Genomic DNA, 26954 nt, shown 5'->3' with positions numbered 1-26954 from the left:
CTTAATTAATGAACCATGAAGCCAAAGTTGTCCTTCATCTTGTGACCATCTTTACCTAAGAAAGTGACATCTACGATGTAATTGGCTGGAGCCAACTGAGGTAGCTTCCATGAGAATTCACTGCTCGCTTCTTTTGAAGGTTGAAAGCCAAACTTTACTTTTTTTCCCTGCTTATTTTTTAACGATACTTTGACTAAACGCACTTCTTTACTGAACTTAAGTGTAAGTTCCTCTGGGGATGTCATTAACATTGCATTATCCGAAGGCGAACTTTTTTCAAGATTTACGTGTGCGAACACAGCGCTACTAATAACAACGCTGATTACCGCTAAGATTTTGATTAATGCTTTCATATTTACCTCTTTTAAAATTTATGGTTTAACGACTAAATTTAGCTTTTTGATAACTCTTGATTAAAGAAATTTATTTCTCTCTTTTTAACAATTGAATAAATAGCAGGCAGTACAATGAGAGTTAGTAACACTGCACTCGTCATCCCACCGACCATAGGTGCTGCGATGCGACTCATGACCTCCGAACCAGTGCCTGTTCCATATAAAATAGGTAATAGACCGATGATGATTGTTGCCACGGTCATCATGACAGGGCGTACACGCAAACCAGCGCCATGTAACAAGGCATCTTGATAATCTGCGTCAGAAATCTGTTCTGCTCGCTCGGTCGCTTTTTCCTTGAGATCTGTAAGAGCTTGATTCAAGTAAACCAGCATGATGACTCCAATCTCTACGGCAACACCTGCTAGCGCAATAAAACCAACACCTACAGCGACGGAAAAGTTAAATCCTTCCAAATACATTAGCCATAAGCCACCAATCATTGCCATAGGTAATGTCACGACAATAATGGCTACTTCGCTAAACGAGCGGAAATTCAAATAGAGCAAGATCAAAATAATGGCTAGCGTTAAGGGCAAAACAAATGTCAATTTTTCTTTTGCTCTTTCCATATATTCATACTGCCCAGCCCAAGAGATTGAGTAACCTGTTGGAATTTCTAGATTTTGCTCAAGGTACTCTTTAGCATTCTCTACATATGTCCCGACATCCACGCCTTCGATATCAATAAATGACCAGCCATTAATGCGAGCGTCTTCACTTTTTATTCCCGGAGCGCCATTCTCAACACGGATATCTGCTACATCTCCCAATGCGATACGCTGATCATTCGGAGTAATAACAGGCAATCTAGCGAGTTGCTCAGGCGAATCTCTATAGTCTTGTGGATATCTTAAATTGACAGGGTAACGCTCTTGTCCCTCCACAGTTTGAGTGACATTCATGCCTCCAATAGCCGTCGATACCACCTGCTGAACATCAGCAATATTTAACCCGAATCGACTCGCCTTTTCACGAGAAATATCTATCTTGATATAACGGCCGCCAGCTACACGCTCGGAATAAACCGATGCTGTTCCCTCTACCGCTGGTAACAATTGTTCAATTTGCTGACCTATTTCTTGAATCTTATCAAGGTCAGGTCCTGCTACCTTTATTCCAACAGGAGTTTTGATACCCGTCGCTAGCATATCTATCCGGGTTTTTATTGGCATCACCCAAGCATTTGTTAAGCCGGGTAATTTAACCAATTCATCAAATTCAGCTTTTAAACTTTCAGTGGTTACTCCGTCTCGCCACTGCTCTTGTGGTTTCAATTGAATGAAAGTTTCAATCATCGTTAAAGGGGCAGGGTCAGTAGCAGTTTCAGCCCGACCGACTTTGCCAAAAACGGTCTCGACTTCAGGCACTGTGCGAAGTAACTTGTCCGTTTGTTGTAATAATTCACGAGCTTTACCAATGGATATACCGGGGTAAGTTGTTGGCATATACATCAGGTCACCTTCATCTAAAGGCGGGATGAATTCACTGCCAATCTTATTAACAGGCCAAAAACCCACGGCGGTAACCAATAACGCAATTACAATGGTTGATTTTGGAAATTTCATAACCTGTCTTAACACAGGCATATACAGAGCGGTCAGTACGCGGTTCAATGGGTTTTTCTTTTCCGATATAATCTTTCCACGAATAAAATATCCCATAAGAACGGGAACCAGAGTTATTGCCAATCCAGCGGATGCAGCCATCGCATAGGTTTTAGTGTATGCAAGAGGGGCAAACATTCTTCCTTCTTGAGCTTCTAGAATAAAGACTGGTAAGAATGACACTGTGATAATAAGTAGACTGAAAAACAATGCTGGACCAACTTCACTTGCAGCTTTAGCAACAATTTGCCAACGGTTTTCATCCGTCAATGGCACGCCCTTTTTATTAAGAGCTTCCATGTGCTTGTGCATATTTTCAATCATTACAATTGCACCGTCCGTCATGGCTCCTATCGCTATTGCAATCCCACCTAATGACATAATATTGGCATTGATACCTTGCATGTACATGATGATAAAAGACACCAAAATTCCTAAAGGCAAGGTAATAACTGCGACAATGGAAGAACGTAGATGAAACAAAAATGCCGCACAAATTAGTGCAACCACAATTAGCTCTTCAATCAATTTGTCTGATAGATTGCTAACCGCTCGTTCAATTAACTTAGATCTGTCATAAACAGGAACAACTTCAACACCTTCAGGCAAAGAGGCTTTTAATGATTCAAGTTTTTCTTTTACACCATCAATTGTTTGCTGTGCGTTTTCTCCAAAGCGCATTACCACAACGCCACCAACAACTTCGCCTTCACCATTTAACTCCGCTATCCCTCGGCGCATCTGTGGACCCAATCCAACATCAGCTATATCGCCAATACGTAATGGCGTGCCCTGCTCATTAACGCCTAACGGTATTTTTTCGATGTCACCAACGGATTGAATATAGCCTGTGGCAGTTACCATGTACTCAGCTTCGGCCATTTCAACAACAGACGCACCTGTTTCTTGGTTACCTCTTTTCAGCGCCATTTGAACGTGAGTCAATGGTATGCCGTAGGCGCGCAACTTATCTGGATCAACTTGAACTTGGTATTGTTTAACCATGCCACCAATTGCAGCGACCTCAGAGACTCCCGGAACCGTTTGAAGCTCGTATTTTAAAAACCAGTCTTGGATACTTCGCAACTGACTAAGATCATGATTACCAGATTTATCAGTGAGCGCATATATATAAACCCAGCCCACACCTGTTGCATCAGGCCCTAGCTGTGGTTTTGCTGAATCTGGTAAACTTGAAGCAACTTGACTCAAATACTCCAACACACGACTCCTTGCCCAATAAAGGTCTGTGTCGTCGTCAAATATGATGTAGACATATGAGTCGCCAAAGAACGAATAACCTCGAACCGTTTGTGCTCCCGGTACTGAAAGCATCGCAGTAGTTAAAGGAAAAGTTACTTGATCTTGTACTACCTGAGGTGCTTGTCCCGGATAACTCGTTTTGATAATTACTTGTACATCTGACAAGTCAGGAAGCGCATCGACAGGTGTATTTTTTAACGCAAATATTCCACCAAATGCGATGATAAGCGTGGTTAATAACACAAAGAAACGGTTGCCCACTGACCATCTAATTATTGATTCAATCATTTCTAATCTCCCTATTTAATGGTTCGAATGATCGACAACAGCTTTCTGTTCATGATTTGTCTCATGTTCGTCGCTGTTTTTTTCATTTACTTCAAGGGAAATTTCAGTGATAACCAATTCATCTCTCACTTCAAACGTGAAAGTGACGTTATCACCAACATTAAAGTCAGCTATTTCTATATTTTCCGCGACGATAAAATCCATCGTCGCAGCAGGTCTATCCCACTTCTCTATTGGGCCTCGACTAATATTGAAAGTGCGATTGCCTAAGTTTATTTCATTAATTAAACCTGAGACTGTTGCAAAGGATACTTCTGGCTGACTCATGATATGAATACCAGTTACTTCATATCCACTATCTTCGGTTTTAGACACCTCGAAGTGTAAAGATTGACCTGACTTTAAAGAGTCAACATCAACATTCTCAGCCACATTAAAGTCCATTGTCATTTCCGGCCAATCCCAAGCTTCAGCCGGGCCATGTGTAATATTGACCATACGATGTCCTGTCATGACGCTGTTTACTTCACCTTGCATCCAGATAGAGTTCGGCACCTCATCATGTGTCATACGCTTAAAGTCTGATGACTTACTTGATTCCGAATCAATTAGGAATTGAGCAGACGTAACAACAACATCATCTTCATTTAAACCGCTCAGAATCTCGATACTATCTTTATCAACTCGACCAATAGTTACCTCAATTGATTTAAACTGTCCGTCACCTAAGGCGAGAACGACTCTGTCTTGCTTGCCTGTGCGTATGACCGCCTCTCTAGGAACAATAATCGCACTGTCGGCTTGATTCGCATGGATCGAAACTTGTGCGAACATATTGGGCTTTAATTGAAAATCAGGATTATCAAATTTCAAGCGAACTCTAAGTGTGCGAGTTTTACTGTTTAATGCTGGGTAAACATAGTCAACCACACCTGTCCAATCTTCTCCGGGCAAGTAGTCTAGAGTCATCGATACTGGCAACCCTTCTTTGATAAGCGCTGCATCTCGTTCAAACACTTCAGCCTCTACCCATACTTGGTCAAGTTTGCCGATACTAAGCAAAGTATCTCCCGGTTTCACATAAAAACCTTCTCGTATCTTTAACCCATCTACAACACCTGCTTGAGGCGAATAAAAGGTAATTGTTTGTTGAACTTTTTTTGTTTGCTCTAGTTCTTTAATCAAGCCTGCTGAAAGTTGTAAGGCTTTAAGACGATCTTTAGCTGCCGTAACTAACGAGCCGTTATCGCGCTTTAAGGCGATTAACAATTCTTCTTGAGCATTAACTAACTGGGGAGAATATAAGCTGTAAAGGGGTTGACCTTTTTCTACAGGGTCACCCTCAGCCTTAACGTATAGTTTTTCGATCCAGCCATCAACACGTGGGTGGATATGAATTAGTTTATCTTCGTCATATTGTACATAACCCACCGTAGAGATTTCAGTGTGCATATTTTCTAGCTCAACAGGTGCGGTACGAACACCAAGATTATTCACCACATGAGGAGCGACCCTAACAGCACCGGGGCCGAAGTCATCAGTTGATGATTCATCTTCATACACAGGAATTAAGTCCATCCCCATTGGAGATTTACCGGGCTTGTCCCGGCGGTAATTAGAATCCATCGGGGCAACCCAATAAAGCGGCTTTTTCTCTTCAGAATTTGTTTTCGGTCCTTCAGAGTTAGGATTTAGGAATAAACCCAATGTCCCAGCACCTATTGCTGCACCAATGATGATCGCGATAATTATTTTTGTATTAGATGACATTATTTCTCTCCGAATTTACCAGTGTGTGCGGGTGCTGATTTTGAATGTGACTGTGCGAAGAAATAATTGATACGAGTTACTGTTTTCAATGCATCAACATCTATTTTTAGTGCGGAAATTCTGGCATTAAGCATTGCGATTCTAGCTCGAACAACTTCAGAAAAATCACCATCATCGTTGGTATAAGCAGTCAACGAAGCTTCTGCTTGGTCGTGGGTTTGCGTAAGCAATTGTTCTTTATATATTGACTGCCTTTCTGATAGTCTTTTCAGTTGCCTTAGCTCTTTTTCAATTTCGCTAATCATTTGTTTTGTTAACAGCAATTTCTCTGTTCTGACAGCTTCTGTTTCCGCGATTGATGCGGCAACTTGTTTATCTTGTCTATTTTCAGTGAATAACGGTAAATCAAACGTCACACCAACAGAAAACAAGTCTGCTCTATTATCTCCTGATGGCATATCATCACGATAGGCATAGCTGGCGTTTACTCCCCACTGGGGCTTATATTGTTGTTTGGCTATATCAACAGCTGTTTCAGTCACTTTTTTCTGAACATCAATTGAGCGAATCGCAGGGTGATTTTCTAATTCTAATGCCAGAGCATTTCGCGAATAATGAGCCTTCTTTAAAAATGCGGGGGTTTGCAATCGAATTTCAGGTAGAGTTTCTGAGACATTGAATGCCATTGGTTGCGCGTCAAAATCAAACGCTTTTTCATAGTTACTGTCATCATAAAGATGAAGCCATTCGTTTAGACGAGCAATTGAGGTTTCTAATTTTTGCCTCTGGACTGTCAACCTATCTTTCAATTGAACGATTTCTAGTTGTGCTCGAATGACATCTTGTTGTCTTGTTTTTCCAATCACATTTGAGTAACTGGCTTTTGCTATCTCCGCCATCTGCTCAAATAGTTCCCAATCGTTCTCGATTAACTTAATGGTTTGTTGCGCTAGAAAAGCGTCTAACCAAAGTTGGGAAACTTCACTTTTCAATTTCGCCTTACGATTTTCGCGTAACAGCGGGTATTTAGTTGATTCGATTTTTAGCTGTTGTCGTTTGAGTTCCAAACTATCTCCTCTAGGAAACAGTTGAGAAACTCCAACTTTAAATTGAGTCATACCTTCCTGATCTAAGTTCCATGTATCTGTTGGTAAATTCATCATGCCCACAGACATAATAGGGTCAGGCAATGTTCCAGAAGCTATACTGTTATACTCAACAGCTTGCTGTTTCAACTTGCTGCCGTGCAGCCAAGGGTCATTTTGCTGTGCTAATGCTATCGCCTGATCAAGTGAAATGATCTTTTCTGCTTGGGCATAAAATGCAGAAAACCCGATCATTAAACTAATAGTAATCTTTAACAGACTTGGAATTCCAAATTTCATTAGAATTGCTCCTCATAGGTTTTCACCTCTGCATACACTTCGCTAGTACCATCTTTAAATAGAATCAACACGTTGTAAGGCATAAAACGTTCACCTACTTCCATCCCCGGAGAGCCAACAGGCATCGATGGAACTGACAAACCAATGGCGTTGTTGTGTTTTTCAGCTAAAAATTGTTTTATGAATTTGGCAGGCACATGCCCTTCAAACGCAAAGCCATTTCTAGTAACGGCTGTATGACAAGAGCGATAATTAGGTTTGATACCGTACTTAGTTTTTATATTGGAGATGTTGCGGTAATCTTTGGAGTGCGCAATCACCCCTTCATCTTCAATATGGGTTATCCACTTTTTGCAACATCCACAAGTCGGAGTTTTGTAAACTAATAACTCGATTAGCTTTGCTTCGACATGACTTTCATGATTATGCTCGGTAGCGTGAGTAAACGCTGGTATTAGCAGTATAGCTACCGCTAACTTAAAAAATAATTTGATCATTTTGCCCCCAGACAATGCTGGATAAAATATAGGCGCACTAGCGCTTAATTAATTAACAAGAAAAGTTATTCTGTGCGTAAATTTTGGACGCACTAACCCTGTGTTAGGCAAATATTGGTGGACGGAAAAGGGAAGTAGACATTGACTTTGGGTGTTCAGCGCCTTGGTTCACTATAGCTTCAGTAAAGCCCAAAATATCAGGTGAACCATTGTGTGAATTCAAAAATGTGACTGATGTACATGCATTTGCAGGACAAATACAGTCTACGTCGCAGCAGTCTTTTGAACTTGAAGCACTAGCCTTCATATCACCATGTTCCATACCTTCATGAGACTTCATTGAAGAGTGTTCCATAGTCATATGAGATTGATGAGAATCTGCCGACATTTCACAAGACATAGATGTATAAGCCAATGCTTGCCCAACAAAGGCAGTAAGCATGGCAACAACAACTAAGACTTTTGAAAGTGGTTTAAACATACAGTTCTCTTAAAAATACCTTATCATGATAATCTAAACTTGTGTTTGTGTAAATGATACAGAGCATTCCCTCTCAAAAAAAACTAACTGAGCACAACGGTTATCAGCAATTCAGATATGACTGTATAGACGAGGCTAGAAGTAGGCTCGATGCAAGTCGCCCAATTTAAGAAAACTGCGCTTGTAAACTATAAAAATGGAAGCACAGCAACACCAATTGCAAGCCATCCATACGCGACAATCGAAAGCGACAGCAGTATCCAGTCGCCAAGGCTTCGATTAGCTGACATCGATTTTTCTTTTTTGTAGTAATGCCAAACTATGAATGCAGCGGTTAGCGCGAGAAAGAGCAAATTCAAGAAAAACGTGTAGTCTATGTTAAAAAACTCACGATCTGTCATTGACTGAAATCCTGAAGCATCAGGCAAGTGTCCCAAGAGATCGAGTCCATAGTGCATGACAAGCGAGACGCCCACAAGCGCACATAGAAATACAATCAGTATATAAATGGCCATTTTCCAGCCATAGTACTGCGCCTGAATCCGCAACACTGGAAATACCACCAGATCACTAAAGATAAACGCCATTACTCCAGCGAAACTTACCCCCTGCCCGAATAACACGGCCGCTAGCGGAATGTTGCCCATGGAGCCGATAAAAGTAAAAAAGGCCGCAACGGGGCCAACGATGGTTTGTGCAAGAATTTGCAAAAAGGAGTTCGATTCTTGCCCGGCTCCGATGAAAAGTGATTGAAAAAATTCAGTGGGAACAAATACCGCGATGATACCGGCGACCGTAAACCCAATGGTCACATCTTTCCATACCATCTTCCATTCCATCGTGTAGCGGCTAGCAACTTGGTGCCATCCCGCTTTACTCGCTATTTTATCTTTCCAGCTTTTTTCCTTGCTATTCGCTTGGTTATCGCCACCTTCTGCTTTTTTTGCATGCTCTCGGGATTTTTCCTCAAATTCATTTTTACACGTCAGTTTGACCAAAAGCCAAACGGCTAGGATAAGTAGAATACCACCGACATATTCTCCTACAACAAACTGCCACCCAAGAAAAATAGAAATGATTATGCCTAATTCCACCACCAAATTGGTGGACGCCAGCATGAAAGCAAGCGAAGGGATTAAGCCTGCACCTTTTGCAAATAGAGCACGCGTTGTTGATAAAGCTGCGAAGGAACAGGAACTGGATATAAAACCAAAGAAAGTGCCCAATGCGACGCTTTTGGGTCCGGTTTTTCCCATGGATTTTTGCATTCTCTCTTTGGTGACAAAAACTTGGATCATTGAGCTTATTAAATAACCAAGCGCGAAGGCCCAAAAAGCCATCCAGAATAGGCCCAGAGTAGTGTGGGCGGCCTCTTGCCATTGCGTTAAAAACTCACTCATGTTTCCCCTCCTTTAGCACGATGTAAATCTAACCCTGATTCAGTTAAAAGCGCTATGGCTTCCTGTGTATTTGTATTTTAACCATTGGATGCATGGATCATTACCTTATGTGCAGTACTGCGATCACCGAAGTATAGAACTGCTCCACTAACAGCATTACCTGATAAAAATCTAAGTAATTAAGAAACTATTATAGTTTTTACAAAATGAATAACGTCAGTTTTGAGAGAATGTATTGTAAACGTCTATACGCCTGTTACTTCTTATCAACGTTGATTTTTCTTGCTTTAGTGTAGGCCTCCCAACCTTCTTTTGCTGCATAAGGTACAATGAGCAACGCCGCCACAGGATCTGCCCACCACCAACCTAACCAATTTACCAATAGCAAACCAGCAAGAACAACGATAGTCTGGTATAAACAGATAAAGGTATCTTTGGCATCGGCAAGTAACGCTGGGCTGTCCAGCTTACGACCATATTTTCTTTTGAAATAAATAAGAATAGGGTTGATAAGCAAAGAAGTAACTAAAATGATTAACCCCATAGTGCTCCAGCTTGAAGTTTGCTGACTAAGAAGTTTTGTAATTGAATCATAAGATATAAATATACAGACCAAAGTAAATGATACTGCAATCACGTAGAGAGTAATTTTCTTCCGTCTATTTACCTGATCTTCATCAATTCCTTTAAGCTCACCGTGTAGACGCCAGCCAAGGGTGGCAGCACTTACCACCTCTATTGTGCTGTCCAATGCCCATCCTATGAGCGCCGAACTATTGGCAGTTATCCCTGCTACTAAGGCGACTATTACTTCAATTGCATCATAGATGACATTTAATATTTGAAGCGTTCTCGCCTTTTTTAAATCACTTTTTCTTGTTGGTTCCATACTTTCCTGCAACGTCAAAAAATGAACGACACGACATTATTCTAATTTGGCCGTTCTGGGTGATTCGAAATAAGGGCTTTCGTCATTAATCAGAAAGCCCTTAACATTAGATCGCAGTTTTGCTGTGAACGAGTCTATAGAGTACGGGTAATACAACCAGAGTTAACAAGGTAGAGGATATGATCCCACCAATGACCACCGTTGCCAGAGGTCGCTGCACCTCTGCGCCAGTACCTACGTTAAGCGCCATGGGCACGAAACCAAGACTCGCCACTAACGCTGTCATCAGCACTGGCCGCAAGCGAGTCATTGCACCATCAATAATCGAGTTTACCAACTCGCCAGTCTCTTCCATCCTCTGCCTGATAAAAGACAGCATTACCAGACCATTCAATACAGCAATACCAGAGAGCGCGATAAAACCAATCCCTGCCGATATTGAAAGAGGCATATCTCTGATCCAAAGAGCAAAGATGCCGCCAGTTAATGCCAAAGGGACGCCTGTGAAAATTATCAAGGCGTCTTTGACTGAGCCAAATGCAATCACAAGTAATGCAAGGATCAGGAAAAGCGTTGCGGGCACAACCAAGCTCAGTCGTTGACTTGCACTTTCCAATTGCTCAAACGTTCCACCATAACTTATCCAATAACCACTCGGCAGTGCCACATTGGCTGCGACTTGCTCTTTAGCATCATTGACAAAAGAGCCTAAATCACGATCTCTCACATTTGCTGTGACGACGATACGGCGTTTTGCGTTTTCTCGACTTATTTGACTGGGTATATTGGTATATTCAAGCTCAGCCACCTCGGCGATTGGCACATACTCACCATCATTGGTCATGATGGGTATATTTCCCAGCGCTTCTAAATCATTGCGAATCTCTTCAGGATAACGAACAACAATCTCAAAGCGTCTGTCGCCTTCAAATACCAAACCAGCTTCTTTGCCGCCAACTGATGCACTTAACCACGTTTGCAAGTCAGTTACGTCTAAGTTGTAACGCGCCAGCGCATAAGGCTTCGGGTTCACCGTGAAGATGGGGATCTCATCTACTTGTTCTACTCGTGCATCAGCAGCGCCCGGAATATCTTGTAATACGGATAAAACATCACCAGCTGAATCCCGCAGCTTATCCAGATCATCACCATATATCTTGATCCCTAAATCTGCCCTAACGCCACTAATTAATTCGTTAAAGCGCATCTGTATAGGTTGCGTAAACTCATAGTTATTGCCGGGTACATTTTGAAGATCCCTCTCCAATTGCTCGACAAATTCCGTTTTCGATAATGCAGGGTTTGGCCATTCATCAATTGGTTTTAGCATTACAAAAGTGTCAGTGACGTTGGGTGGCATAGCATCAGTAGCCACCTCAGCAGTACCCGTTTTAGCAAATACGGTGTTTACCTGTGGGTATTGCATAATGACCTGTTCAAGCCGTTTTTGCATATCGACAGCTTGTTCAATTCCTGTGCCGGGCACTCTCATTGCATGAAGGGCTATGTCACCCTCATCTAGTTGCGGCACAAATTCAGAACCTAGGCGCATCCCAAACCAAACACTGATAACTACGAGTAATGTTGCTGCACCTACTACCAACCATCGTAATTTTAATGCCCACTCCAGTACAGGGCGGTAAACTGATTTAGCCCCAGTGATTATTGGACTCGCTTTTTCACTGACTTTGCCTGACATAAACATAGCAACAGCTGCGGGCACAATGGTGATTGAAAATACCATTGCCGCTAGCAATGCCAATATTACGGTAGCCGCCATTGGGTGAAACATCTTCCCTTCGACACCTGTTAAGCTAAAGATAGGAATGTACACAATCGTGATTATCATCACGCCAAATAGACTTGGGCGTATCACCTCATTCGTTGCCTCAAATACGACTTCCAGCCGTTCTTTAAGAGGCAGTATTGCACCCGTTCGCCGCTGCGATTCACTTAATCGCCTAATACAGTTCTCGACGATAATAACCGCTCCGTCAACAATCAGTCCAAAGTCTAACGCACCTAAGCTCATTAGGTTCGCGCTAACGCCCGTTTGTACCATGCCTATTATTGTGGCAAGCATGGCAAGTGGGATGACAGCGGCGGTGATAATTGCTGCCCGTATATTGCCCAGCAATAAAAATAAGACAACAATAACGAGTAGTGCGCCTTCAACAAGGTTTTTTTGTACTGTATTGATGGCTTTATCCACGAGCGTAGTGCGATCGTATACACTTTGGATAATTACGCCCTCTGGCAGGCTTGCTTGGATTTCATCCACTTTATCAGCCACGTCTAGCGCAACAGCTCGGCTATTTTCGCCTATTAGCATCATAGCTGTGCCCAACACCGTCTCTTGACCTTCTCGTGTTGCAGCGCCCGTTCTAAGCTCCTTACCGATGGCGACCTCTGCAATGTCACTTACCGTGACGGGAGATCGGTTTGTAAGCGTTACCACCACGTTACCGATGTCCTCAACGCTCGAAAGTCTCGCTTGTGAACGTACTAGTATTTGCTGGCCGTTGCGTTCAATGTACCCAGCGCCCTGATTAGCGTTATTTCGATTTAATGCCCGCAATAAATCGTCAGTACTAACGCCGTAATTAAGCATAAGTTGAGGATTAGGCTTCACATGATACTGTTTGGTAAACCCCCCAATAGCATTAACCTCTGTTACCCCTTTCACCAAGGCCAGTTGAGGTTTCACCACCCAATCGTGTAACTCTCGAAGCGCCATTGCATCAAATTTTCTGCCATCGACAGTTACTGTGCCGGGCTTCGCGCTAAGCGTGTACATGTAAATTTCACCCAAACCTGTGGCAATCGGCCCCATCTTAGGCTCAATACCATCGGGCAATTGGCTTTTGATAATGCCTAGCCGTTCGTTTATGAGGTTTCTGGCAAAATAGAGATCCGTGCCTTCTTCAAAAACGGCCGTCACTTGTGATAAGCCATAGCGCGATAGTGAACGTGTGTAGTCCAAGTTTGGTAATCCTGCCAAAGCGTTTTCTACCAAAAAGGTGATACGTTGTTCAGTTTCAAGCGGTGAATAACCTTCTGCTTGTGTGTTGATTTGTACCTGAACGTTGGTGATATCGGGTACGGCATCAATAGGCAGCTTTTGATAACTGAATAGGCCTAATCCAATCACCAAAAAGGAAAGCATCAGAAAAATACCGCGCTTTTCGATTGCGGTACGAATAATGGAAACTAGCATCTTAAACCTCCCTTAGAACTACACGCCATTTGACAGGGAAATATCAGTTGTAGTGAGGCATTAATGATCATGGCCTGCCTCCGATTTTTCCAAATCTGCTTTAATTATGTAGCTATTGGAAGCCACGACGCGTTCGCCTGCTTCAAGGCCACTGATAACCTCGATATAGTGACCATCTGAGACACCAAGCTCTACCGCTCTGGGCGCATACTCATCACCCTCAACCACAAAAACAACTTGTTTGGCTTCATACTCTTGCACAGAAGATAGAGGAACCGAATGACTTACTGACTTAGTTGACGTCGTAACTTGTGCTTTGACCAGCGTACCGAGTGGCCAATATCCAGTACTATTATCGACAGCTACATTGGCAAGAGAGTGTGGATTGCCATCAGCTGAAGGCGTAATATATGCAATCTTGGAGGTTTGGTTGAAACCTGCGTGGCTTAGTTCAACTGACTGTCCAACCTTGATGCTGCTAAGCATTTGTGAAAAAACGGTCAGCTGTGCCCATACGTTTTTATAGTTAGCTAACGAAAAAAGTACTTGCCCGTTTGATAACTCACCATTATTCGCATGTCGCGCAATCACATTGCCATCAAAAGGTGACGTGATGGAATAACTTTTTAAACTCTCATTGGACTCAACAACCGCTAAAATATCACCTTTCTTAACGGAATCGCCAATGTTGACTTTTACATCTTTAATAACACCGTCAAACCGTGCTCTTATATGACTTAATGAAGCGGGGTCTGCACTAATTCGCCCATAAAGCGTACTCGTTAACGCAATATCGCGTGCGAGCACGGGAGTTGCAGAAATACCATTCTGAATTGCTGTTTCATTGCTCATTCTTACGACTTCACCTGCGTGATTGTCTTGATCGCTGGAACTTACATCACTGTGTTTACCTCCTGCGATTGCGGTTAGGCTATAAAGGCTAAGGGTGAAGATAGAAATAAGTACTTTTTGTATTGTGAATTTATTCATAATCATGACTTCTTATCGAAATGTTAGATGACTGCTGCCAATTGCTTTTGTGACTTGGGTGAAATGAGTCATCATTGTGCTCATTCGTCAGCGCGAGACCTGTGAGTGTTTCAATTTCTGTTTTGCTTAAGTGAACTTGAGACGCTGCCTCTATTAATGTCAGCCGGGTTGTCAGAAATTCTTGTCGAGTAGTTACCCATTCCAAGTAGCTGAAACGGCCCTCCAAATAGGCGTTCTCGACTAAATCTAACGCGCCCTTTAACGGAGGAATCACCTTGCGCTGAAGTGTGTCAATCTCTAGCAATGCTCGTGTATGTTCGCCTAACGCTTGATTAACTGAATGTAATAGGCTTCGAACGTTGCTTTGTCTTTGCTGCTCTATTGCGTCAAGACGTGCCCTGTTTGCTTCATATTCACCAAGGTTTCGTTCTTTTTGAAACAATGGAACGCTTACTCCGGCAACCAGTGCTGTTTCATCAATACCTTGCATTCTGCGAAGCCCCGCTGACCACTCAATATCAGCGCGGTTATTCGCTTGCACTAAACGAAGCTGCGCCGCTTGCACACGGCTTTGTTTAGCGTATAGGTCAATGTGAGGGCTATTTTGGATTGCGACTGCCAGCGCATCAAACGACTCAATCTTATTAAAAGCAAAAAGATCGCCTTCCACACGCTTAAAGCTCGGTACCTGCTCCCCCCACATGATGGATAAACTGCGCAAGGCAAACGTTAGGTCCTGTTGAGCTAGATTAACATCGAGCTTTGCTTGGGCCAGCGCAGCTTGGGCACGTTTTTGTTCTAACAAGGGGGACGCGCCTGCTTCAACGCGTTTCGTTACGGCATTCAATGTATAAAGTGCAAGTGCCTCTGCATCTTTTATGACGTCTAAGTTCGCCTGCAATACGAGTACTTTGATGTAACGACGATTAAGCTCACCGAGGATATCTAAGGTGAGTATTCGCTTTTCAACATCTTGCTGTATTCTTCGTTCAGAGAGTACATTCAACCTTGCTGCTGGCTTATCATTGAGCTGTAACACTGATGATAATGTCAAGGTAACTTCAAGCTCTTTGAGACCTGATACCTCGCCAGTTCCCAAAAAGTTCTCTAATTCAACCCCTGCATTCAATGCGGGTTTAAGCGCCGCCGTTTTTGACTCTCCGTCTATAACACGTTGTTTAAATTTAAACTCATACAGACTTGGATTATTGGCAAGTGTTAGTCTAATAGCGTCCTCAAGAGTCAGCGTTTCTCGTATGGGCGCTTGGACACTTTTGTCTACAAATCTGTTGGTTTTCGCCGCATGAGCGGTCGGTGGACTGAGTAATAAGCCCAGTATGCAACTGCACACAATGGCAGATGCATGCCCGAAAATAGGAAACATTTTCATTGGAATATCCTAATAATTTATCAATATTTAGCATCGCGAGTGTTATCAGCGCGGTGCTATCGAAAAAACGTACTAGGAAGTAATTTTGGGGGGGCGAAGTAAGCGGTTAATAGGTGCGTCAATTACCGCATCTAAATAGTTGAAATTGTGGACTGAAACCACTGTTTTCAGACTGTTGATATGACTCTGACTGACCCATTGTGCATGTGTGCCATGGCAGTGGCCGCAATGGTGACAATCAGCAGGATTGTGGTGCTCTGTACTTACTTTATCACTGGTTTCATTGGCAGACAGCTCAGACTGCACTTGCTCGTGCTCAGAATGCTTATGCTCGTGTTGCAAGTGCTGAATGTCTATTGCATGAAAATCTAACGAATTCGCCACAGCAGAAAACGACTGAAAGAGTATCAGCGAGATCACGATGTAACTTATGCGTTTTAGATTTTTCATGTATGAAAGGTTACCAAGCCTAATTCACTTCGTCACGACATTGTTCATTAGCAAACTCCAGCTCAACTGTCGTATGTTCAAATTTATACTTTTCTAACGAACTGTGTATGTTTTCTTTGAGTGATTGGAGGTGCTCAAGACTGACATCTTCATCAAGAACAAGATGGACCGTCATTACGTTACGCTCACCGTCTAGAGACCAAATATGAAAATGATGAAGATCACTTACCTTATCGTTTGCCAGTAAATCGCTTCGAATCTTTGAAAGCTGTTCTTCATCGGGCGTTGCTTGCAAAAACAGCATTAGGGTTTCTTTGAGATTGCGGAACACATTGAAAAGGATGAACAAAGTAAAGCCAATGGATAAGATTGGATCTAAAATAGGCCAAGGCTTAAACATTAAGACGATGGACACGATAAATACTGCTACCCAACCAAGCACATCTTCCAGCAAATGCCAGTTGAGGACTCGCTCATTTAATGAGTCTCCCTCACTCAGTTTATAAGCCGCAAAGCCGTTTACTGCCATCCCAAAGATAGACAATAAAACCATCCCTTCAACTTGGGGCATTTCAGGCTCAGCCAAACGAGGTATCGCTTCAAGCAATATCCAAATGGAGCCTACCGTCAGCACAATACCGTTAATCAATGCACCGAGTAAGGAAAATCTTTTGTAGCCGTATGAGAATGTTTGATTAGAATCTTTATCGCTAAGCTTGTTTAATCCCCACGCTGTACCAATGGAAAGACTATCACCCAAATCGTGCACTGCGTCAGCCATAATAGCGGTGCTGTTGGTAAGCCATCCACCAATGAATTCAATAACAGTGAACACCACATTTAAGAAAAACGCCCATCCAATACGTTTAGACGCGTCGGTTGAATTCTCTTGCGAGTGTGAATGGTTATGACTGTGCATTTCTAATTTTTTCCAATATGGCTTTGTTTTCGGGTGAAATAGACATTGACTTGAATGGACTCACGTTTGCCCCACCAGTATTGCCCTCAGGCAATAAGCCAATTGGAGTTTTAGTCAGCGCACCTAGCATTCTAAAAATTTGTCCAAATATCTCTTTAAGGTCGCGGCGTTCTATTCCAAATTTAAGCATTTCATAATGCACTCGTGTGTGGTGGTATGTTGAGTGCTGACCGATGACATGAGCATCCTCTAAGGCCTTAAATCCTGCTTTATTGTCATTGTTCGAAAGGGATTGATGCGCGGCGCTCAGTTTTTGAAGTATGTAAGGTTTTGCTGCTTGAGTGAAATTCATACGATCTCTCCATTCGTCGAGCTGTTTTCACGGAATTCCTGTCTGGCGTCTTTTAGAATTAAGACTGCGCCTCGTAACACAACGATAGACACAATAAAACCTATGACCAAATCAGGCCAACGAGTATCGAATAGATAAACCATCACACCCGCCAATATCACTCCTATGTTTGCAATGACGTCGTTTGCCGAGAATATCCAACTTGCTCGCATATGCACCTCGCCATTTTTTTGTTTTCTGATTATCGCCAAACATATAACGTTAGCGATAAGTGCAACACCGCCCATGCCCATCATAAGCATAGATTCAGGCCCACTTCCAAAGGTTGCGCGACGAGCTATGTCAAACAAAATTAATAGGCCTAATGCCAATTGAAAATATCCACTTACCTTTGCAGCATTGGCTTTGTGAACAATTGTTTTCCCTACTGCATATATACCAACACCGTAAACGACTGCGTCAGCCAACATATCAAGGGAGTCTGCAATAAGTGCTGTTGAGTCAGCGAGTAACCCTACACTCATTTCAATGATAAACATCACAGCATTGATGCCCAATAGCCAGTAGAGAACTGCCTTTTGTTCTTGGTCTTTTATCTCAATTTCGCACCCACAACCACTCATAAAAACACTCGCTTTACTCACCTATAATGCGAGTGTAAACTCTATACTTGGTATAGAGTCAAGCTTTAGGCAAGTTAAAATGAAAATTGGGCTTCTGGCAGCTAAGACAGGGTTAAGTATTCAGACAATTCGTTTTTATGAGCGTAAATCACTATTGGCTGCACCTGAGCGAACGGCATCGAATTATCGAAGCTACTCTGAAGATGCACTGAAGCAGTTATTGTTTATAAAGCAATGTCGCGCATTAGATATGACAATCGAGGAAATTAAATTAGTACTGGAAACCCGAGCAAACCCAGAGAATAGCTGCGAAAACGTTAATACTACAATAGATAAGCATGTTGACGATATCGAACATCGGATAGCTGAATTAAAAGCACTACAAGGAACACTGGTCTCCATTCGTTCTGCTTGTGATCATAATAAGAAGGTTAAGGAGTGCGGGGTATTGCATCAGTTAGATAGCATTGCAGAGGCGTGTTCTTCTAATACGGATAATGAGTCCCAGCTAATCTGCTAACCGCAACAACCGCTACCCTCTTGAATTGGGGGGCATTTAACTGTTCCATATGAGCAGTAAACGCAGCAGTCTCCGCTAAGAGGTTTCAACACTGTTTTGCAGTGAGTGCATTCATAGAAAAATTGACATGCAGTGGTTGGCATTTCCTCTTGCTGGCTATGATTGCATTGAGGACATGTAATTGCCGATAAAAGCTCTATTTTCGCCAAAGCGCAGTGCTCCACATGTAAGTTAAAGAGAACAATTCGAAAATAAGTTACGATTTTATTCGTGAAGGGAAACCAGCATTCTCTGTCGCTTTCGTTAGTACATCCGGGTTAGTTACTTCATCGTCAAATTTTACAACAGCAAGTTTATTTTCGAATGTAACATCCACTTTCATTACACCTTCAACACGCTCAAGCGCTTTTTTTACTGTTATCGGGCATGTAGCACAATCCATTGAAGGCACTTCTAAAGTAAGTGTTACATCTTTCGCGAATGTTGCAGTGCTGCTTATTAACAACAGTGATGTGATAAAAATTTTCTTCATTTTTTCTCCGATAAAATTAAGGTGATAGTAGCTATACTAGCCATATAATCCAGTAATTACTGGTGATAAAAAGAAACGCCAACAGCGCGGTAGACCAAAAAATTACTTTTCTTCGCGCTCTTACTTTAGAGATTGAACATAACTCACCTTTTGCACAGTCGTTTATGGGCCGATGGGTTTGCCACCCTGCAAACCCAAATAAAACTACTACGGCAAAAATAAAAATAGGGCGATAAGGGTCTAAAAGCGTTAGATGGCTGATCCACGTTCCGCTAATACCCATTAAAAGAAGCACCAGCGGCCCAGCACAACATGCACTAGCACCGATGGCGGCAACAAGACCGCCTAAGATAGATAGTTGACTACTTTTTACCATATTATGACGTAATTTTTTAAACAATCTGAAGCATACACTCCGTATCTAGGTACGGAGTCAAGTGGTAGTGTTATTTTACGGCTGGAGTGACTGAATGATGGGGCAGATTTTGTTTTTCGGGTTGTTTTTACAGTCTGATACGAGGGATTCAAGGCTGCCTTTAAGACGATTTAAGTCTTTTAACTTATCTTCAATAATATCCAGTTTATGCTCAGCGAGGGACTGGACGTCGTCACAGCTGCTGGCACTTAAGACTAATAGTGATGATATTTCAGCCAATGTAAAACCTAAATACTGAGCACGCTTTATAAATAACACTCTGGTAAGTGCCTGCTGTGTATATTGCCTGTATCCTTGCAATGGTTTTATCGGTTGTTCCAATAAGGCCTTCCTTTCATAGAAACGAATGGTTTCTACACCTACATTTGCTTCTTTCGCAAGTTTACTTATTGTGTACATTAATTGCCCCGCATAGTCTGAGTCTATCTTCATTAAGCAAAAAGTGGCATTAGGTCATACTTTAAAGCAAGTTTTCATAGATTCATGGCGGAAAATAACAGTAACTGCAAAGTTTCATGCGACAAAGTCGCTCGGTAATTAGACCGATAATTTCCCTTCCTGATAACACTAGTAAATCTGAGGAGAGTATTAGCCCTTTTCCCAAAAAATCAACTATCGCGTTAAACGGTAAAGATCTTTTCTACGACGAATCGATTTTCCTTAAGATAGCCTTCGGAAATTTCACCATTCGGTGTAATTCGCCTGAGTTTCTTACTTGTCTGACTAGGCTCATACAAATCATTTCCATTACTCAAAAGTTCGGCCGCAATAGAACCCGATGCCGATTCTTGGGCGACCCTTTCAGCAAGTCGAAGAACATCAAGTTTATCCATGAAATCTCCTTTGAATAAGAAGCTAAAAGCCGACTAATTTCGAGAGTTGCCAGAAACTCATACGCCCATTCTCATGCCTAACCAAATAACTTCAACATACAAGATAGTGTTGATTCATGAGAAAGAAAAGTCCTGTCGTAGTATAAAAGAACAAAGCCAGCCAGATGTTTCAAATACAGGTAGCTCTCACAACCAAAATCAACCTCATGCAAATAAAGCTAATCCACAGCAGCTATTAAGCCAGCCTTGACCAGATTCGAGTGCATCTCGGACTCAGTATTGGACTGGGAACGAATATACCGAAGATCATCATGGTCAAGCTTCGACCATTTGGCGTAAGGGATGACGTTGGTCTTTGGTTTTTGCTCTTTTTTCTGAACCGATTTTAAACTTACTTTGCTTGCATCAACTTCAGCAATTAACTTTCTTACAAGGCTGACATTGTCGATGTCAGGGTACTCATCTTTTAAAAGCGCAATTTCACTGACATGCTCCTTGTAGTCGAGTTTGAAAAACTCTAATAATGATTTCAGCTCATTTTCTTCAGGCTCCCTCTGCTCTGACTTATCAAGTTCCTCAACATATTGCGGCATGTTTTTCACAACATCCTCAATATCAACCGTAGGTATCAAAAGGTCAGAATACTTCAGGATTTCCTTCTCGTTACCAGAGCGTAAAGCGTCTAGCATAGGGTGTACGCTTTTCATTTCTTCCGCATAAACGGTATCAAGCAATGGAATAGTGATTTCTTCAGCTTTTGTAACAATTGCTCTTATCTGTGCAATCACAAACAGCTTAATTGTGATGTCAATAATACCCTGCGACAGTACGAATAAGTGTTCAAGCAGATCGCTATCCGGCGTTTGGGTTCGCTTCTTAACCCATTGAAAACGCCATAGTCGCATAGAAAAGCTCCGCCATTGCTTCATATCGCTTTCAGTTTTGGATATTCCCCAGTTCATACTACCAAAACCAATTTCCCTCCTAGCGCCACGCAAATCCTTCCAAATACCCGAGGCTTTTGGAGTTCCGACGATAAGTACTGGAACACCGATGGTATTAGTCAATTCAGTAAAAAAGTTTAACAGTTCATCACGTTTGTCTTTGGTATCTTGCAGGTGCTGAATCTCGTCTATCACAAGTAAACCCAGCGAATGGTCTATCACTATCTGTTTCATTGCTTGCAATAAAGTTTTTTCGCCTACTCGAATCTCATAACCATAGCGTCGGTGATACTTAGTATTGAGCACCTCGTCAATCGAGTGAAAGAAATTCTTACATAGATTCGCTAAATCGCCGTTATAGGGACATTCAACAACCACGTAGACGAGTTGTTGATGCATGTTGTAGTCAGGGTGCTCAATTAATTGAGGGTATGTTGATAAAACTTTCCTTACCGCCGTAGTTTTGCCACTTCCAGAGCAGCCAATTAACGTCGTACTCTGAACTGATCGATCTGTGGTAGGGAATATTTGAATTCTCTCTTCTTTTCCTTGAGATTTTAAATAGTTTTCTTGCATCAATTTTTTGTCGTAATGTTTTGCAGGGTTTCGTTTAACGTAACCGCTACGAATCATCAGGGACAACTTTTTTTCGAGGTTTAGGTGGTTTGGCAATGGATGAAAAAAGTCACCATCAAGTAATCGCCCTAACGCGTGCATTCGCAATTTAGGATGTAGCTTTAAGTCACCCTCACTATGTGTTGGGCGGGATGCCAATGTCTTTGCTAATACAAGATCGTCCTCGTAAATCTTAGGCAAGGCTTCAATAAGCGGGTTACCACGATACTCTTCTAGCCCCGGATCAATATAATTTGCTGTTACCGCTACATAAGGCGTTTTCAATCTTCGTCTCCATATATATCATCTGGAATATCAGGGTGAGAGAAATCTTCCTGTCTTTTCATCGGTTGAACATTATTTGGCGGTGCTTTAGTACCATTATCAGGAATGCTGCCGACCGCACGATCCTTGCGCTCTTGAGCTATAGCTTCCTTTTTATTACTTTTTATAGATTTAATACGAGCACTATTGGATGTAGATATGCTGCCAGTTTTGGCTCGCTTTTCTGCTGACTCCATGCGCTTTTGAATTTCTTCATCAGCAGAGAGCTGTTTGTCTTTATTGGCATTGGCTGCCTCACTGTTTGCTAGTTTACTTACTTGCATCGAAAGCTTGGCTTCATAAAACGTCATATCTTTATACGCGCGGCTTCGGTCGGTCAACTGCGCTATCCAATACTGAGAAGTCTGCCCCAGTGGGAACACATAAATTTTATTCGTGCTCCTTGGGTCAAATCCTATTTCGACTTTCTGTGGTCTGGTTCGATGCTTGTCTCGAATAAACCATCCTTTTTCGAAAGCCTCTGAACAACTATAAGTCAGAGACTGATACTTTATTCCTTCATTTGAAACCGTCGCGGTATTTCTCGGTAAAGTTAGCACCTTAAACTTTTCCACGTCATATGATTTTAAGGCACCAGACCTATTCGTTATTCCCCATTGCCACAAGTCTTTTGGGGTGTAGGGCAGGTCATCGGGAATCCCTTCATCAGCATCATATTTTTTCATCCCTTTTAAATTATGCTTGTATATAAGTAAGGCAATGATCTCTTCCATTTGTCGCAGAGACAATTTCGCATCTAGGCGATAATCCTTACCCCCTCTTTTTTTAACTGTTTCTGTTGTCACAACGCCGGGGGCATAAGGCTTAAATTCAGCCTGTAAGGTTCTAAATCTCTGTTCAACAATGCCTTTAGCGTCACCTCGGCGAGCTTTTGCGTTTTCTATACGGGTGTTAAACACGTTGACTAAAGAATCTGCTTGGTGGGTAAGAAGCTCTCCTTTATCCGCTAATACTGCCGTTGGAAGACCTAGCGCTGGCCAATCTTCAAACTCGATTGAAATGCCTAAACGCCTACAAACGTCTACTTTATTTTCTAAACAGTTTGCCAATGACATCATGGCTAAAACATAGGATGGTGGTTCAAAAGTTAGGTAGAAACCTGCCGTTAAACGAGAAAAAACATCGATTACAATAAGAAGCGTGGGTCGACCAATAATTTTTGATGGGTCTTTTTCACTGACCAAATAAAGATCAATGATGGTGGCGTCAAACTCAAACCTGTCTCCGGGTCCAAGCACTTGAGCAGTCGCTGTGCTAGTAAGTTGCCTCACGTCCTTTTCGAACGCTATTGCTGTGTTACGCGCTTGTGCGGTTTTAATGGCTTTGTATTCCATATTAAACAAGTGTTTTAGCTGCGTAATAGTTGGTGAATCTTGTCGTGTAATAGTGGGATATTGCTTCCTAAATTTAAGTAGCACTAGGTCATGAACTTTTGTCCACGGCATTCTCATGGAATTCAAATAATATTTATCAATTGCCTCCCTAAACAATTGTTTAATCTCATCCGTAATTGGGATGCCTTTGCCAACAGTCGTGATACGCGGTCTGCCTACTTTTTTATTAGAAATGTTTCTCGGTTGCTTTGGCGCTCCCTGCTTATGGAAATCAGGTCTTAAAGCATTCTTGTTTTGACCACGCTGTAAAAATTGACGCAGAAGCTTGTAAAAGTGTTTTTTGGAAAACTCAGGATTATTCTGATCGATAACTTCCTCGTAGAGTCGAAGCCATCCATGTTTGAAGAGCCGATAAGGATTATCAGCAACTTTTTGCATAACTGACCAGTTTTCTTCTAACCGTTTTTTTTGAGCTTCGGTGGGGCGTTTTAGCGATTCATCGATGAATGGATCACTGACGACTTGTGTGTGTTTGCTTTGAATAGCTTCGGTTATTGCGCCTAGGTCAAATTCAATAGGATCAGCAAGTCGTTTGTATATATCAATCCAAATAGCGTGTTCCGGTGTGATGGCTAACACCCTATAAAATTGTCCGTTTTCATGCACAACGCTATTAACCAACAGCATATAAATCTCCGCTATCGAACCCGAAGGACACGCTATGGATGTCAGAGCAGATAAGATATTGATAGGGCTTATGGATATCAAACGCCAGCAATCGATAGCTAAAGGCGTTTCGAGCTAGCTTTAATGCTTCACCTAACGGTAGGCCATGACGCTTATCATAATCTGAGCATGCTTTAGCGAGCTTAATGTCAGGGAAGCGCTTTATCTCTTCCCAAAGATCATAAACTTGCATTTGAATAGATTCGCCAATGTGAAGGTCTTTTCCTCCTAGTATCCAGTCAATATTGGCTTGTTGAACATGAGGTATGTCGAGTTCAGTAATTAACTTCCACTGCATTCCTTTGGCCAGACAACTTCGCCTCTCTATTTCGAGCTTAGCAATAACATTTTTATCCATCAGCTCATCATTGTATTTGACCTGAATCGCGATTTGATTGCTCTCTAACCCATCAAAGTCTAATAACAAATCAGTGGTGAATACGTGATATTTATTGCCTTTTTGCGGATGTTTTATGCCCGCTTTGTCGGCTACTTCCAGAGTGGTTTCTAGAGCAAACGGATACTGCTCTCGAATGTCATAAATTGACTCATTCCAGTCGTAGAGTGAAAAAGCAAGGTATTCTAGCTTGGAAAGCAAGTGAACTACTCTGCCGGTGCGGTGAGATAAGGCACGATAACTCGTGCCATCACTGGATATTTCTTGAATGTAAATCCATGGCTGATATTCGCTTTTACGGCCCATTCCTCTGCCGCTTGCGAAGCGCTTATCGATTTCTTCTCTTGTCAGCCATTGCAGTTTCTTCATCGCCTACGCCCTATGCCATCTATGACATAGAGCATAAACTAATCTACTTTTAATACCTAATTTAATGCTAAATTTTTATTTGTTACCAAATATAATATGTTTAGTACCAAATATAATATGCTCTAACAGGAAGCTTTTTAGAATAGTGGTTTACTATTCTACCGTCACGCTTTTAGCCAAGTTACGCGGCTGGTCAACGTCCGTACCTTTAATTAACGCCACATAGTAGCTTAATAACTGCAGCGGCAAGGTATAGATAATGGGAGCGATAGCTGCTTCGCAATGCGGCACGTCGATAACACGCATGGTTTCATCCCCTGCAAACGCGGCATCTTTATCTGCAAAGACATACATGATACCGCCACGAGCGCGCACTTCTTCAACGTTCGACTTTAGCTTTTCAAGCAGTTCGTTGTTCGGTGCAACCACAATTACCGGCATTTCATCATCAATCAGCGCAAGCGGTCCGTGTTTCAATTCACCAGACGCATAGGCTTCGGCGTGAATGTAAGAAATCTCTTTAAGCTTAAGGGCTCCTTCCATAGCGATGGGATATTGATCGCCACGGCCTAGGAACAGACTGTGGTTTTTATCGGCAAATTCCTCAGCTAAATCTTCGATACCGCCAGTGATAGCTAAGGTTTCTTCTAGTTTTGCAGGTAAGCTGTGAAGCGCAGAAACTATGGCCTTGCTGTCGGCCTCGGCCATACCATTCTCTTTGCCTAATGCAAGCGTTAACATCAAGAAAGCAGCAAGCTGAGTAGTGAAGGCTTTGGTCGATGCTACGCCAATTTCCGCGCCAGCGCGGGTCATAAATGCTAAGTCAGATTCGCGTACTAACGACGAGCCCTGAACGTTACAAATGGTCAAACTAGACATATAGCCCAGTTCTTTGGCTAAGCGAAGTGCGGCTAGCGTATCGGCTGTCTCACCTGATTGAGAAATCGTAATAAGCAGGCTGTTTGGGTGCACTACCGATTTGCGGTAACGAAACTCTGATGCTATTTCAACGTTGCACGACACATTGGCGTACTGCTCTAGCCAGTAGCGCGCCGTCATTCCCGCGTGGTAACTAGTCCCACAGGCAATGATTTGAACGTGTTTAACCTTTTTAAATATTTCATCAGCACCTTGGCCAAATACATCAGCGGTAAGACCGTTTTCATCAATACGATCTTTAAGCGCGTTGCGCACAACCGTTGGCTGTTCGTGTATTTCTTTAAGCATGTAGTGACGATAACCCCCTTTGTCACCGGCATCGTGCTCTACGTTTGACTCAATCACTTCACGCTCAACGGCGTTACCGTCTTTATCAAAGATTTTAACGTCTCGGCGCGTAATCTCGGCTACGTCACCTTCTTCCAAAAAGATAAAGCGACGAGTTACTGGCAAAAGCGCCATTTGGTCTGACGCAATAAAGTTTTCGCCAAGCCCTAAGCCTATAACTAGCGGGCTGCCCGAGCGTGCAACCACCACGCGGCTTGGGTCTTCTTTATCCATGATGACGGTGCCATAAGCCCCGTGGAAAGTTTTAACCGCACTTTGTACTGCGTCAAGCAGGGCTTTGCCCGATTTCAGCTCTTCGTGCACAGTATGAGCAATGGTTTCAGTGTCAGTATCGCTGGTAAAGGTATAGCCTTTATCTTTTAACTGCGCTTTTAGATTTACGTAGTTTTCAATGATACCGTTGTGTACAACGGCAACACGCTCGGTTGAAAAATGCGGGTGAGCATTCACTTCAGTTACGCCACCGTGGGTTGCCCAACGGGTGTGCGCGATACCCGTAGTACCTAACGCTTCACCTTCTGCCACCGCGTCAGCCAGCTCTTGCACTTTACCTGTACGACGAATACGGGTGAGTGTGCCGTCGTTTTGCAATAGCGCTACACCAGCTGAATCATAGCCGCGATATTCTAGTCTTTTTAATCCTTCTAGAAGAATTTCTACCACGTTACGTTCAGCAACAGCGCCAACAATTCCACACATA

Annotated in this window: 25 protein-coding genes; 1 reads left to right on the top strand and 24 read right to left on the bottom strand. The window is 42.5% G+C overall.

From position 1 onward, the window contains the following. Nucleotides 1-5: 5 nt before the first annotated feature. The 15 genes from D1814_RS08655 to D1814_RS08585 all read right to left on the bottom strand — a co-directional run bounded on the left by D1814_RS08655 (nucleotide 6) and on the right by D1814_RS08585 (nucleotide 17916). Nucleotides 6-353, bottom strand: coding sequence for a copper resistance CopC family protein (locus D1814_RS08655; protein ID WP_009575238.1), 348 nt, complete (start codon nucleotides 351-353; stop codon nucleotides 6-8). Between the two features lie 38 nt (nucleotides 354-391). After that, nucleotides 392-3553 carry an efflux RND transporter permease subunit gene (locus D1814_RS08650; RefSeq protein WP_118491394.1) on the bottom strand — a complete coding sequence of 1054 codons (3162 nt, stop codon included), beginning with the start codon at nucleotides 3551-3553 and terminating at the stop codon, nucleotides 392-394. Nucleotides 3554-3568: 15 nt separating this feature from the next. Further along, nucleotides 3569-5323: an efflux RND transporter periplasmic adaptor subunit gene (locus D1814_RS08645; protein ID WP_118491392.1), complete on the bottom strand. Its 1755-nt coding sequence runs from the start codon at nucleotides 5321-5323 to the stop codon at nucleotides 3569-3571. Next, on the bottom strand, nucleotides 5323-6708 hold the full coding sequence (locus D1814_RS08640) for a TolC family protein (protein ID WP_118491390.1): 1386 nt from the start codon (nucleotides 6706-6708) through the stop codon (nucleotides 5323-5325). The genes D1814_RS08645 and D1814_RS08640 overlap by 1 nt, the downstream gene beginning before the upstream one ends. Next, entirely contained in the window at nucleotides 6708-7205 is a 498-nt protein-coding gene (locus D1814_RS08635; protein WP_118491388.1) for a DUF411 domain-containing protein, read from the bottom strand. The genes D1814_RS08640 and D1814_RS08635 overlap by 1 nt, the downstream gene beginning before the upstream one ends. Before the next feature lie 103 nt (nucleotides 7206-7308). Continuing rightward, nucleotides 7309-7686 (bottom strand): hypothetical protein, encoded by a 378-nt coding sequence (locus tag D1814_RS08630; protein WP_118491386.1) that lies wholly within the window; start codon nucleotides 7684-7686, stop codon nucleotides 7309-7311. Nucleotides 7687-7874: 188 nt separating this feature from the next. Then, nucleotides 7875-9086 carry a permease gene (locus tag D1814_RS08625; RefSeq protein WP_118491384.1) on the bottom strand — a complete coding sequence of 404 codons (1212 nt, stop codon included), beginning with the start codon at nucleotides 9084-9086 and terminating at the stop codon, nucleotides 7875-7877. Between the two features lie 256 nt (nucleotides 9087-9342). After that, on the bottom strand, nucleotides 9343-9975 hold the full coding sequence (locus D1814_RS08620; protein WP_118491382.1) for a cation diffusion facilitator family transporter: 633 nt from the start codon (nucleotides 9973-9975) through the stop codon (nucleotides 9343-9345). A gap of 106 nt (nucleotides 9976-10081) precedes the next feature. Next, nucleotides 10082-13192, bottom strand: a complete 3111-nt coding sequence (locus tag D1814_RS08615) for an efflux RND transporter permease subunit (RefSeq protein WP_118491380.1) — start codon at nucleotides 13190-13192, stop codon at nucleotides 10082-10084. Between the two features lie 60 nt (nucleotides 13193-13252). Next, the gene (locus D1814_RS08610; protein ID WP_014951216.1) at nucleotides 13253-14182 is read right to left on the bottom strand and encodes an efflux RND transporter periplasmic adaptor subunit; all 930 of its coding nucleotides are present in this window, start codon (nucleotides 14180-14182) and stop codon (nucleotides 13253-13255) included. Further along, nucleotides 14175-15572 (bottom strand): TolC family protein, encoded by a 1398-nt coding sequence (locus tag D1814_RS08605; protein WP_014951215.1) that lies wholly within the window; start codon nucleotides 15570-15572, stop codon nucleotides 14175-14177. Before D1814_RS08605 ends, D1814_RS08610 begins: the two co-directional genes overlap by 8 nt. A 72-nt stretch (nucleotides 15573-15644) precedes the next feature. Then, entirely contained in the window at nucleotides 15645-16022 is a 378-nt protein-coding gene (locus tag D1814_RS08600) for a hypothetical protein (protein ID WP_014951214.1), read from the bottom strand. A gap of 19 nt (nucleotides 16023-16041) precedes the next feature. Beyond that, a complete protein-coding gene (locus D1814_RS08595; RefSeq protein ID WP_014951213.1) occupies nucleotides 16042-16941 on the bottom strand; it encodes a cation diffusion facilitator family transporter in 900 nt (299 codons plus the stop codon). Beyond that, nucleotides 16928-17293 carry a DUF3703 domain-containing protein gene (locus D1814_RS08590; RefSeq protein WP_014951212.1) on the bottom strand — a complete coding sequence of 122 codons (366 nt, stop codon included), beginning with the start codon at nucleotides 17291-17293 and terminating at the stop codon, nucleotides 16928-16930. The genes D1814_RS08595 and D1814_RS08590 overlap by 14 nt, the downstream gene beginning before the upstream one ends. Then, nucleotides 17290-17916: a cation transporter gene (locus tag D1814_RS08585; RefSeq protein ID WP_014951211.1), complete on the bottom strand. Its 627-nt coding sequence runs from the start codon at nucleotides 17914-17916 to the stop codon at nucleotides 17290-17292. The genes D1814_RS08590 and D1814_RS08585 overlap by 4 nt, the downstream gene beginning before the upstream one ends. 79 nt (nucleotides 17917-17995) lie before the next feature. Between D1814_RS08585 and cadR the strand changes: the two genes are divergently transcribed. Next, a complete protein-coding gene (cadR, locus tag D1814_RS08580; protein ID WP_118491378.1) occupies nucleotides 17996-18436 on the top strand; it encodes a Cd(II)/Pb(II)-responsive transcriptional regulator in 441 nt (146 codons plus the stop codon). On the opposite strand, the gene D1814_RS19570 is transcribed toward cadR, so the two are convergent. The 9 genes from D1814_RS19570 to glmS form a co-directional block, all read right to left on the bottom strand. Then, entirely contained in the window at nucleotides 18433-18579 is a 147-nt protein-coding gene (locus D1814_RS19570; protein ID WP_442857720.1) for a GDCCVxC domain-containing (seleno)protein, read from the bottom strand. The genes cadR and D1814_RS19570 overlap by 4 nt on opposite strands. A 113-nt stretch (nucleotides 18580-18692) precedes the next feature. Next, nucleotides 18693-18968 carry a mercury resistance system periplasmic binding protein MerP gene (gene merP / locus D1814_RS08570; RefSeq protein WP_118491373.1) on the bottom strand — a complete coding sequence of 92 codons (276 nt, stop codon included), beginning with the start codon at nucleotides 18966-18968 and terminating at the stop codon, nucleotides 18693-18695. Between the two features lie 31 nt (nucleotides 18969-18999). Beyond that, the gene (locus D1814_RS08565; protein ID WP_118495351.1) at nucleotides 19000-19344 is read right to left on the bottom strand and encodes a mercuric transporter MerT family protein; all 345 of its coding nucleotides are present in this window, start codon (nucleotides 19342-19344) and stop codon (nucleotides 19000-19002) included. A 75-nt stretch (nucleotides 19345-19419) separates the two neighbouring features. Beyond that, nucleotides 19420-19803 (bottom strand): MerR family transcriptional regulator, encoded by a 384-nt coding sequence (locus tag D1814_RS08560; protein WP_118495350.1) that lies wholly within the window; start codon nucleotides 19801-19803, stop codon nucleotides 19420-19422. 221 nt (nucleotides 19804-20024) lie between these two features. After that, nucleotides 20025-20237 carry a hypothetical protein gene (locus tag D1814_RS08555; protein ID WP_118491370.1) on the bottom strand — a complete coding sequence of 71 codons (213 nt, stop codon included), beginning with the start codon at nucleotides 20235-20237 and terminating at the stop codon, nucleotides 20025-20027. Nucleotides 20238-20455: 218 nt separating this feature from the next. Then, on the bottom strand, nucleotides 20456-22081 hold the full coding sequence (locus tag D1814_RS08550) for an ATP-binding protein (RefSeq protein WP_118491367.1): 1626 nt from the start codon (nucleotides 22079-22081) through the stop codon (nucleotides 20456-20458). Then, entirely contained in the window at nucleotides 22078-24162 is a 2085-nt protein-coding gene (locus D1814_RS08545) for a Mu transposase C-terminal domain-containing protein (RefSeq protein WP_118491365.1), read from the bottom strand. Before D1814_RS08545 ends, D1814_RS08550 begins: the two co-directional genes overlap by 4 nt. Next, on the bottom strand, nucleotides 24149-24967 hold the full coding sequence (locus D1814_RS08540) for a TnsA endonuclease N-terminal domain-containing protein (RefSeq protein ID WP_118491363.1): 819 nt from the start codon (nucleotides 24965-24967) through the stop codon (nucleotides 24149-24151). Before D1814_RS08540 ends, D1814_RS08545 begins: the two co-directional genes overlap by 14 nt. A gap of 153 nt (nucleotides 24968-25120) precedes the next feature. Further along, entirely contained in the window at nucleotides 25121-26953 is a 1833-nt protein-coding gene (glmS, locus tag D1814_RS08535) for a glutamine--fructose-6-phosphate transaminase (isomerizing) (protein WP_118491361.1), read from the bottom strand. Nucleotide 26954 lies beyond the last annotated feature (1 nt).

This window comes from Alteromonas sp. BL110 (assembly GCF_003443615.1).
Taxonomy (GTDB): domain Bacteria; phylum Pseudomonadota; class Gammaproteobacteria; order Enterobacterales; family Alteromonadaceae; genus Alteromonas.
The sequence above is the reverse complement of the archived record's forward strand: the minus strand, read 5'-3'. Positions and strand labels throughout refer to the sequence as shown.